This window comes from Synechococcus sp. Cruz CV12-2-Slac-r, assembly GCF_024346075.1.
In the GTDB taxonomy this organism is placed as follows: Bacteria; Cyanobacteriota; Cyanobacteriia; order PCC-6307; family Cyanobiaceae; genus Synechococcus_D.
In genome coordinates this window covers 62,197-70,153 of the sequence record NZ_JAGQEK010000001.1, presented here as the reverse complement: position 1 = coordinate 70,153, position 7,957 = coordinate 62,197, and the positions used below count along the sequence as shown (strand labels likewise).

The 7,957-nt window shown below is 47.2% G+C and carries 11 protein-coding genes; 5 read left to right on the top strand and 6 right to left on the bottom strand.

Annotated features, from left to right (window positions below):
* The 3 genes from KB557_RS00420 to KB557_RS00410 all read left to right on the top strand — a co-directional run.
* Positions 1 to 206: hypothetical protein (locus KB557_RS00420; RefSeq protein WP_255130806.1), on the top strand; the 206-nt coding region annotated here is incomplete at its 5' end.
* Complete coding sequence (locus tag KB557_RS00415) at positions 176 to 565, top strand: Nif11-like leader peptide family natural product precursor (RefSeq protein WP_255130805.1); 390 nt, start codon at positions 176 to 178, stop codon at positions 563 to 565. The genes KB557_RS00420 and KB557_RS00415, both read left to right, overlap by 31 nt.
* A 68-nt stretch (positions 566 to 633) precedes the next feature.
* Entirely contained in the window at positions 634 to 891 is a 258-nt protein-coding gene (locus tag KB557_RS00410) for a Nif11-like leader peptide family natural product precursor (RefSeq protein WP_255130804.1), read from the top strand.
* A gap of 8 nt (positions 892 to 899) precedes the next feature.
* Here KB557_RS00410 and KB557_RS00405 read toward each other — a convergent pair whose 3' ends face one another.
* From KB557_RS00405 to hisA, 4 genes are read right to left on the bottom strand one after another with little or no spacing between them, the layout of a single operon-like run.
* Positions 900 to 1,454 carry a thylakoid membrane photosystem I accumulation factor gene (locus KB557_RS00405; RefSeq protein WP_255130803.1) on the bottom strand — a complete coding sequence of 185 codons (555 nt, stop codon included), beginning with the start codon at positions 1,452 to 1,454 and terminating at the stop codon, positions 900 to 902.
* Between the two features lie 24 nt (positions 1,455 to 1,478).
* Entirely contained in the window at positions 1,479 to 3,167 is a 1,689-nt protein-coding gene (locus KB557_RS00400) for a DUF3685 domain-containing protein (RefSeq protein ID WP_255130802.1), read from the bottom strand.
* The gene (locus KB557_RS00395) at positions 3,168 to 3,584 is read right to left on the bottom strand and encodes a Fur family transcriptional regulator (protein WP_255130801.1); all 417 of its coding nucleotides are present in this window, start codon (positions 3,582 to 3,584) and stop codon (positions 3,168 to 3,170) included.
* Between the two features lie 17 nt (positions 3,585 to 3,601).
* A complete protein-coding gene (gene hisA / locus KB557_RS00390; protein WP_255130800.1) occupies positions 3,602 to 4,375 on the bottom strand; it encodes a 1-(5-phosphoribosyl)-5-[(5-phosphoribosylamino)methylideneamino]imidazole-4-carboxamide isomerase in 774 nt (257 codons plus the stop codon).
* A 65-nt stretch (positions 4,376 to 4,440) separates the two neighbouring features.
* Here hisA and KB557_RS00385 point away from each other — a divergent pair, with 65 nt between their 5' ends.
* Positions 4,441 to 5,361, top strand: coding sequence for an NAD-dependent epimerase/dehydratase family protein (locus KB557_RS00385; RefSeq protein ID WP_255130818.1), 921 nt, complete (start codon positions 4,441 to 4,443; stop codon positions 5,359 to 5,361).
* Here the strand turns inward: KB557_RS00385 and KB557_RS00380 are convergent.
* On the bottom strand, positions 5,358 to 5,894 hold the full coding sequence (locus KB557_RS00380; protein ID WP_255130799.1) for a CDP-alcohol phosphatidyltransferase family protein: 537 nt from the start codon (positions 5,892 to 5,894) through the stop codon (positions 5,358 to 5,360). The two genes, KB557_RS00385 and KB557_RS00380, sit on opposite strands and share 4 nt — an antisense overlap.
* Before the next feature lie 35 nt (positions 5,895 to 5,929).
* Between KB557_RS00380 and KB557_RS00375 the strand changes: the two genes are divergently transcribed.
* Positions 5,930 to 6,397, top strand: a complete 468-nt coding sequence (locus KB557_RS00375) for a CBS domain-containing protein (protein WP_255130817.1) — start codon at positions 5,930 to 5,932, stop codon at positions 6,395 to 6,397.
* Here the strand turns inward: KB557_RS00375 and KB557_RS00370 are convergent.
* A complete protein-coding gene (locus KB557_RS00370; protein ID WP_255130798.1) occupies positions 6,394 to 7,917 on the bottom strand; it encodes a hypothetical protein in 1,524 nt (507 codons plus the stop codon). The genes KB557_RS00375 and KB557_RS00370 overlap by 4 nt on opposite strands.
* Positions 7,918 to 7,957 lie beyond the last annotated feature (40 nt).

Below are 7,957 nucleotides of genomic sequence, written 5' to 3'. Positions count from 1 at the left end.
CGGAGGTGAAACGCTGCAGCGGCAACGATAGTTGGGGGGTAGCCCCCTGCAAAAATAGCTCGATGCCAGGTAAAAATTTCCTTTTTAAATTAGTGCTTGAATTAGCGCTAATTCCCCAGCCACCTTCTAAAGGTGGCTTTTTTTGTGCTACACCTAATGCAGATTTCTTTTACCCATGGCTGATCAAACAGTTGCTAAGTTCGTAGCCAAACTCTCTAACGATAACGTTCTGAAAGCCAGGCTGGAATCCGCCAATTTAGCTGAGCTTTTGTTGATTGCAGAAGAGCATAATCTTCAATTTGGTCATGCTCATGATTTATATGCCCGTGCTAAGCATTCCATGGAATTATGGGGTACAGCTCCAAATAGCACTGCACCAGTTGGAGATCCTATTCCAGTTGTATCCAGTTTTATTGAGCAAGTAAAAGCAAATCCTGGTTTGCAAGAAAAGCTTGAATCTGCTGATTTAGAGGAGTTGCTTGCTATCGCTAAAACCTATGATCTAGATTTTGGCCATGCTGATTCCATCTACACCACAGCTAAAAGTGAATTGGAAATTTGGTGATTTCGTCAATATTACATTCAATTTAATCTGCGCTTGCTAGAACAGATCTGTAAATTTGCACTCTTTAGATGAGCCAAGCAAATCTCGACCTCTTTTTGGCAGAAGCTCGTAAAAGTCAAGCACTTTCCGATCAGGTGCGAGCTGCCCGCAGCCATGCTGAATTAATTAAGTTGGCGGCTAATAGTGGCCATGACTTAAGTAAGGCAACTGTTGTTCGCCATCATCTGCATCGCTTAGCTGGGCGCAGTGATTCTGAACTTGAAAGCCTTGGCGAGCATGTATTTAATGATGATTTTGGTGATGTATTCTTAGGCAAGTTCATTTAACTAAAGCCTTAAGAGCTAAATTCACTATTGTATTGATTAAAGCTACGCTTACTCCTTGGTTCATTACCTGCTGAGCGGCCGGTTGCTTTAGCAAGTGCCTGTTCAATTTCGGCTTCATTCATATTTCCTTGCCCACTAAATAGTACGTTTGTTGAAGCATCTATCACTACAATTTGTGGTACCATCCCATTCCAGTAATGATTTGGAGAAGTATTAGGAGCACTGGGATCTACTTTATATGGATCACTTGGAAGTGCAATTAATTCAACATCTTTGCCCCATCTACCTTGTAAATCTGATAGTAAAGGAGCGAAACGTTTGCTTGAATTATTATCATCTAAATAAAATGCAAGCAGTATTGGTTTTTTTAATTTCACCGCCTCTTCTAGGCTTGTGCTTGGTGGAACTAAAGCGCCATTGCCGGCATATAGCGCAAATATATTCCCATCATAGCTGTTGGTATTAATATCAGCGATAGCAGATGGTGGAGCTGCTAAGAATAATAGAAAAGAGAGAATTAAAGCATATGTTGCATTTAAGACACTGTGCTTGTTGCTTTGCATGATTAGAAATTCTGAAATGTTGGTTTAGAGTTTATCGCCGCTAAGCGCCGAGTTTTGAATTCCTTTACCTAGTCCCTGCATAATACCTCTACCAATAAGTCCGATCGCACGTCCCAACACCCTTGTTAATAAAAGCACCATTAATGTGCCAATGCGGTTGATAAGGATTTCAAGTTGCGGTGCTAGGGCGTCTCTTGCTTCTAAAAGAATTGTGATCGCCTGTTGCCACCAGCTGAGTGTTTTTAGTTCATGATCCCGAGGTTCTATTAAAACTTGGGAGCACCATTTACCGGCACGTATTGTGTAGAGAGTCCTTTTACTTTCATAAATAGCAACAGGTCTTACAAATAAACTTTGCCAACGTTCAATTGAATTAAGCCGATTGCGTAAGCGATCTAATTCTCTAGTGGGTAGAAATTTTGCGGGTAGCATTGTTCTGCGTAGTTCTGGCCAGCCGCTGCATGCTTCCAAAACTTCTTTAGCGATTCGTTCTGCGCTTCTTAGGAGCCAATTGCTAAGTAGAGTTTGTAGATGTAAGAGCGCATAAGGCTGGTCTGGTGCCATTAATTGACCATTTATGAGTAATGGCTTTCCATCAATTAAGGCCATTAAAATAGGGTATAGAGAGCAAAGATCCGGATCTTCATCTTGAAGATTTGAAGTTTGGAGCAATGTGTCGGCAAGGCGAACAAGGCTGCCTTCTTTAGGCATCTGAGTGTATGGCCCCACTAATTGAAGTAGAGCTCGTTGTCTGAGTAATAGTTGTTGATTAAGCCATAAGTCAACAACTGAACTTTCCATATTTGTTTTTTCTAGTGAGATTTTCTCAACAAGAATCTTAAATTCATTTAGCAAGCATTCGAATAAATTTTGGCGCCGCTCTGGTAGCAAAGCCTCAAGCGCTAGCAGCTGGTTCGATTCATCTGCTACTAAATCTTTACAGCTGTTTGCTAAATTTAGTTGAAGTTGACCAAGTAAATTAATACCACCGCGCTGAGGCAGCCAAATGTGTAGATTCTCTTTGCTTTCATGATTTTCTATTTGAACGTTTTCGCTGGATCCTCCCCAGATGAAATGTAATATTTTGCGGGCCATACGCAGTTCTCTTAAACGTCCGTACATTACAAAAGTAAATAACCCTGATCCCCTTTCAGTTGCAATGCATTGAAGGATTCGATTTATTTCCCGTTCTACTTGCATCAAACCACTGTTCAATAAAATACAACCAAGGCCTTGATTGTAAGGGGTTTTTTGATTGTTATAGGCTCTAGTATTATTTAAATTTTCTTCTTGATTGATTCTAAATACCCTGCCACCTTTTAGTACAAGCTCCATGGCTTCACTGATTTCCGCCAAGCTGGGCTGCTCTAGCAAACCATCTACTTTAAGTTTTAATAGTAAATCCTGTTGATAATTCTTGCTGTTATTTATTATCAATATCAATGGAGTTCCCGGCTCTCGCAATCCCCATTGCTTTAACTCTTCGTTGAGAGCATTACTCGCCAGAGGATCTTGCTGTATCCAGCATATTAGCTGCAACCTTTTGGTACTTCTGGTTGGATTAGATTTATTACTTTCTTGAAGGCTTGCTTGTAAATCTATATGCCAATTTGGGTGTTTGGTTTTGAACAGCTCTATGAGGGCTTGGGCTTGCCATTGTTGCCCAACTATAAGAATTCTTTGCTTGTTTAGATCTAGCGATTCATTATTCATTTAGTTTCGCCTACCTTGTAATTGCAGGCTGTAGCTTTCGATTTTGAATCCCGTTTTAGATTCAATTGAATTGAGTAGTTCCCTGGGCAGCTCTAGGTCTAAATCATAAATATCGCCACTCTCAAGGCAGGTGATATGACTATGGGGATCGGCGCGATGCCCATAGAGCCTGCCTTGGGCCTTTTCGAGGCATTCAATTATTCCGTGGGCATGCAGCGATTCAAGATTTTGATAAACCGATGTGTGGCCTATGCAGCGTCCATTTGTATTTAGCAGCTCATATATTTCCTTTGCGCTCAAATGTGAGCCACTGCACCAAAGTATTTCCAGAACCAATTTGCGCTGTCGGCTTAGCCGCAACCCTCGGCTGCGGCAGATCTGAAAAGCGCCATTTAAATCAGCTGTTCTTATTGCCATAGCCCCATCATATGGAGCTAGCAAGTGCCTTTATTTGGATTCAGCGATGGCGGGTCTTGAAGCCTTTGGGGCCCGATCGCCAAATTTGCTTCCTGCAGATTCACTTTGCCGTCGTAGAGCGCTCTACCCACGATTACTCCCACCACCCCGTCGGCTTCTAGAGGCAACAAACTTAATAAATCAGTGAGATCGCCTATGCCCCCTGATGCGATTACTGGGGTTCCGCTCGCCTTCGCCATTAAGCGTAAAAATTGCAGATTCGGCCCTTCAAGGGTTCCATCTGTGGCTATGTCTGTGCAGATCAAAGCAGCTAAACCAATGCCGTTAAATTTTTCAGCAAGCATCGTTGCATCCACTTGGCTTGCCTGCGTCCAGCCTTTAGTTGCCACCAGCCCATTTCTGGTATCAATTCCCACCACCACCCGCTGGGGGTAACGCTGGGCCAGCTCCAGCACCAGCTCGGGTTGTTCCACTGCAACGGTGCCAAGGATTATCCGATCCACCCCGCATGAAAGTAGTTCTGCCGCTTTTGCGGCATTTCTTATGCCTCCTCCCAGTTGAACCGGAATATCAAGAGTTTCTGTAATTCGCCTCACCAAAGGATGATTTATTGGTTCCCCACTGCGGGCCCCATCTAAATCCACCAAATGCAGGCGATGCGCCCCTTGCCGCTGCCATTCCAGGGCTTGCTCAATTGGATCTGCACTGAAATGGGTAACTTTTTCGTAGTCGCCTTGATGAAGCCTTACGCATTGGCCATTTAGTAGATCGATCGCGGGAATTATTTGCATCGCAGGTTTTGTTTGTTTTGGCATTCTCGCCAAGGGAGGATGAACCCAGTCATGAGGATCCAAGAATGCGCATTTTGTTGATGGGTGGCACCCGTTTCATCGGTAAACCTTTGGTGCAGCAATTACTTGCAGCTGGTCATCAACTCACCCTTTTCACGAGGGGACGCCAGCCCATTCCCGCTGGAGTGTTGCACTTAAGCGGCGATCGCAACGTTGCTGCAGACCTGGCTCCTCTGCAAGGCCAAGCTTTTGAGGTGATTATCGATAGTTCTGGTAGGACCATGGAGGAAAGCCAAGCTGTGCTGGCTTGCACCGGCGCCCCCTCCCATCGCTTTGTATATGTGAGTTCCGCTGGCGTTTATGCCGACAGCGAACTATGGCCTTTAGATGAGGAATCTCCTCTAGATCCCTCCAGCCGCCATGCAGGAAAGGCCTGCACGGAGGATTGGTTGCGGCAGCAAGGGATTCCTTTTACCAGTTTTCGGCCCACATACATCTACGGGCCAGGTAACTACAACCCAGTTGAAAATTGGTTTTTTGCTCGCATTTGCCAGGATTTAGCGGTGCCACTCCCCGGTGATGGTTCCACCATCACTCAATTGGGCCATGTGGATGATCTAGCAATGGCAATGGCCCGGTGCCTCGAGGTAGATGCATCAATAAATCGGATTTACAACTGCACCGGCAGTAAAGGGGTGAGCTTCAGGGGCTTAGTGGCAGCAGCAGCAAGGGCCTGTGGCAAGGATCCCTCCACCGTTGAAATGCGCAGTTTTGATCCCTCTTGCCTTGATCCCAAGGCGCGCAAGGCATTTCCGTTGCGGCTTAATCACTTCTTAGTTGATGTGCATCGGCTTGAGCGGGAATTAGCTTTCACTCCTCGTTTTGATCTTGATGCCGGGCTTGCCGATAGCTTTAAAAATGATTACGGCCTGCGGCCCGATCAAAAAGTTGATTGCAGCTCCGATGCTCTCTTGTGGAAAAACTAATTACTTTTGGGCCTTAGGTAGCCCGAGGCGGAAGCAAGAGCAAGCAATAGCGATGGCCAAAACAAACACCAGCCCAGCCCCTGAATTGTGCTAACTACCTGTGGTGGCAGCCATTTTTGGGGCCAGAGCATTAAGAGTAGAGCCGCAAATTGCAGCAACGTTTTGGCCTTTCCTGCCATTGAGGCGGCGCCACCGCTGGCTTGCCCGCCACGCCAACTTGAGATCAAAAGCTCTCGGCTAATTAAAAGCCAGAGGGCCCAAAGGGGTAAACGTTGTTGTTGAGTTAGCCAGAGCAGTGGCGCTAATAAAAAAATTTTGTCGGTTAGAGGATCCAGCTGAGCACCCCAGATGCTGCCCCCACCGGCTCGGCGCGCTAGCCAGCCATCGGCCCAGTCGCTTAGGCCGCCAACCAGCAGCAGGATCCAGGCAAGGCTGGCCTGGCCTTGCCCAAGGGCAATCACCATGGGTAAACCCAATAGGGCGCGGCCAATGGTGAGCCCGTTAGCTGTAGAGCGACGGAGATTGGGGTTCATTGCCCTGCAGAATGCCTCAAGCTGAAACAGTTTTCATGGTGATGCAGCGATTGGTTTCAGAGGTGATGACAAGCCCATTGTTTACGGTGGAACTAGCTACCCCTCTGCAGGAAGCAGTTGCTTTACTAAATCAGCATCACATCAGTGCCTTGCCTGTAATTGATGCCAAAGGTGCGCTGCTGGGGGAACTTAGTGAACAGGATTTAATGGTTCGTGAAAGTGGTTTTGATGCTGGCCCCTATGTGCTCTTGCTCGACAGTGTGATCTACCTCAAAAATCCGCTGCAATGGGATAAAGAAGTGCACCAAGTTTTAGGAAATAATGTTTCTGATTTAATTAATCGCCATCCCCACACATGTGCCCTTGATTTACCTTTACCGAAAGCCGCAAAACTATTGCACAACGGTAAAACCCAGCGCTTATTTGTATTAAACCCAGAGGGTATGCCAGTGGGTGTGCTCACCCGTGGAGATGTGGTGCGAGCGCTCGCTGAAGCTGGTTAAGGGGCTGGTGGGGAGGCCGGAGGCAACACAGGAGGGGCAGGGGTTACGCGATTTTCGCTGCCGGCTGTGATCGAAAGATTGGGATCGTATACGGCTTGGCTTGGCGCTATCGCAGGCGCTGATTCGTATTTTTCCGGAGCAGGTAGATCAGGCGCCATTGATGCCGGATTGGAAGGGGTGCCTAAGCCAATACCTGCTCCAGGGAGTTCTGGAATACGGGGTGCTGCAGCTGCATTAAGTGCAAGGGCCGGATCTGCGGTGATGGGGGGTTCTCGCATCGGTGCAGCGCTTGAGGGGCGAGAGGCGGTTGGTGATTTTGATGGCGACCAAAACAAGCGGGCAATTGGCACCACTCCTTTTTCCATCAAACGGTTTAAACCTGCCATTGCCTTATCCATCACCTGGCCGCCCAATTTGAAACTGCAATCCAGAGGGTTTGAGCAACCGCTGACCCTTCCCAAGGGGTTGATATTTGCCAGAGGATTGCCTTGAAGATGAAAAGATCTTGGTTCGAGCTTGAGCATGTAAGGCACGTGCACAAAGCTGGTGGCGCCACCGCTGATCCAATTGGCATCTTCTTCGCTGAAGCCTTTTACGCCAGGAATAATGAAACGGCTTTTTGAAGCATGATCAGGCATGTAAGCAGCAACTAAACCTCTACTGCGTGCGAGCTCCTTGGTTTGCTCGAGGGTGAGGCCATCGCGGCTCATGAAAACCTCTAAGCGGCCATCACTACGCAAACCCAAAACCATGCGCACCCTGGGCAGGAAATAGCGAATTTGCTGACCCATGCTCACGCTGTAGGCCCCTTTGTATTCACTGGGGGGAGATTGCATGTTGTTGTAAAGCGAATGCAAACCACCAATAAATGTTTCGTATTCCCCCGCTCTGGCATCAGTTAATTCTCCATAACCAAAGTCAACCTTGCCTTGGTGAGTGATACCCATATAGGCGCGCTGCCTGGCTGCGCTTCGGTTTCTTCCTCGCCAAATTTGATTGCCAAGTTTGATATCGCCGAGGGGAACAGTTACCTCTTGATCAGGATCGTTGTAGCGCTCATACATCGGCCCGCTTACAAAAGCGAGAGCTTTGTTGTCGTTGAAGGCTTCTTGCTCACGATCCCAACCCTCAAGCATGCCGAAAGCTACCTTGCGCGGATCAAAGTTGAGGGCATAAACATCGTTATCGGGTAGATACTGGAAGCTTTCGTTTGTGGCATTCAGGCTGGCCAGGCTGGTTTGATTGTTGCCGGGTGCTCGACGGTTGCTTGAGGGGGCAATCGCCACCAAAAAGGTGAGGGCGGCAAGGGGCACTCCGATTGCGCTCCAACCAAGCCAGCTGAGGCGACGTTTAAAAACATTGATTTTTTGTTCGTTTTTGCTTCTGCGTTTTGATCTAGCCGGCTTTGCTGCAATCTTCCCTTTCGCAACTCTGCCATGGGGTTTTGGCGCAGAACCTCTATTACCCCTTGAAGAGGCTGTTGCCGCCAACTCAGTGCTGCTCTTGCGGCTACTGCCCATCAGCTAAAGCAAACACTTTTCGTTATATAAGCAAATAAAT

Coding starts and splice junctions, on each gene's coding strand:
- KB557_RS00395 (WP_255130801.1), bottom strand. CDS start 3,584: ATGGCAATAAGAACAGCTGATTTAAATGGCGCTTTTCAGATCTGCCGC.
- KB557_RS00415 (WP_255130805.1), top strand. CDS start 176: ATGGCTGATCAAACAGTTGCTAAGTTCGTAGCCAAACTCTCTAACGAT.
- hisA (WP_255130800.1), bottom strand. CDS start 4,375: ATGCAAATAATTCCCGCGATCGATCTACTAAATGGCCAATGCGTAAGG.
- KB557_RS00370 (WP_255130798.1), bottom strand. CDS start 7,917: ATGGGCAGTAGCCGCAAGAGCAGCACTGAGTTGGCGGCAACAGCCTCT.
- KB557_RS00380 (WP_255130799.1), bottom strand. CDS start 5,894: ATGAACCCCAATCTCCGTCGCTCTACAGCTAACGGGCTCACCATTGGC.
- KB557_RS00375 (WP_255130817.1), top strand. CDS start 5,930: ATGGTGATGCAGCGATTGGTTTCAGAGGTGATGACAAGCCCATTGTTT.
- KB557_RS00385 (WP_255130818.1), top strand. CDS start 4,441: ATGCGCATTTTGTTGATGGGTGGCACCCGTTTCATCGGTAAACCTTTG.
- KB557_RS00410 (WP_255130804.1), top strand. CDS start 634: ATGAGCCAAGCAAATCTCGACCTCTTTTTGGCAGAAGCTCGTAAAAGT.
- KB557_RS00405 (WP_255130803.1), bottom strand. CDS start 1,454: ATGCAAAGCAACAAGCACAGTGTCTTAAATGCAACATATGCTTTAATT.
- KB557_RS00400 (WP_255130802.1), bottom strand. CDS start 3,167: ATGAATAATGAATCGCTAGATCTAAACAAGCAAAGAATTCTTATAGTT.